The organism is Pseudolactococcus raffinolactis NBRC 100932, from assembly GCF_001591765.1.
GTDB lineage: Bacteria > Bacillota > Bacilli > Lactobacillales > Streptococcaceae > Pseudolactococcus > Pseudolactococcus raffinolactis.
Window position 1 is genome coordinate 1 of record NZ_BCVN01000095.1, and the last position, 908, is coordinate 908.

Genomic DNA, 908 nt, shown 5'->3' on the forward strand with positions numbered 1-908 from the left:
TAACATCTCCATATACATATTCATTTTTCATAAACATTTTATTTTCATCATAGATAAAAATATAAATAGAATCACTGCCTTTTGTTTGCATTGATACAGAAGGAGATTTATCTGGGATTTTTATAAAATCAGAATGAATATAAAAAGTATGGTCGTTAACTTCGCCTGTGCTATAATCTAATCCTCCATACAGCCCCTGTGCCTGCCATGATAAAGGGGCATATAAATTTACACCTTTTTCAAATCCACCTGTGGGTTTTTGTAAATTCTGATAAGATTCAAACAGCTTATTCAATACATCATTTACATTTGATTGTGTTGCGTTGTCATTACCATAAACAGCTTCTGCATTCGCTAAAGCAATTTTTAACACACCCCATGATTCAGTTGTGTATTCAACTGCCGATAGAGTTTTAACATAATCAATCTGTGCTTTTAACTGTGTTTTGTCTATTTTAAGCACGATCAAACCATTCAAAGCGTTTAATAGCTCTATTTCAATTTCATCAACTTCATCTTGTACTGTTTCCATATCAATCAACACCGCTTTTGCATAAGCCAAAACAGTTTCAAGTTTACTAAATCCATCAACCTCATAAGCATCTGATTTCAAAGTTTCGACATAATCGATCAAACTTTTAAGATTTGATTTGTCTACTTCTTTCTCTTTAACATCTGCAAGACTGTCAAAAGTAATAACTATATCATAAGCTTTCAAGTACATATTTTCTGAATCAATGAAAGTTTCTGTACTGTTATATTCTATTTCATTATCATACAATAATTTTTGCAACTTTGTTTCAAGCTCAATATCTTTTTCGTCTGCGTATAATTCACACGAAACATTCAACACATCATAATAGTTGTGATTATCTGCAAAAACATTATCACTATCATTCTCATAAAAA

At 30.7% G+C, this 908-nt stretch carries 1 protein-coding gene; it reads right to left on the bottom strand.

Features of this window, described 5'->3' with window-relative positions; translation table 11 throughout:
* The coding region (locus tag LRA01S_RS10570; protein ID WP_061775562.1) for an FIVAR domain-containing protein at nt 1–908 on the bottom strand (908 nt) is incomplete at both ends.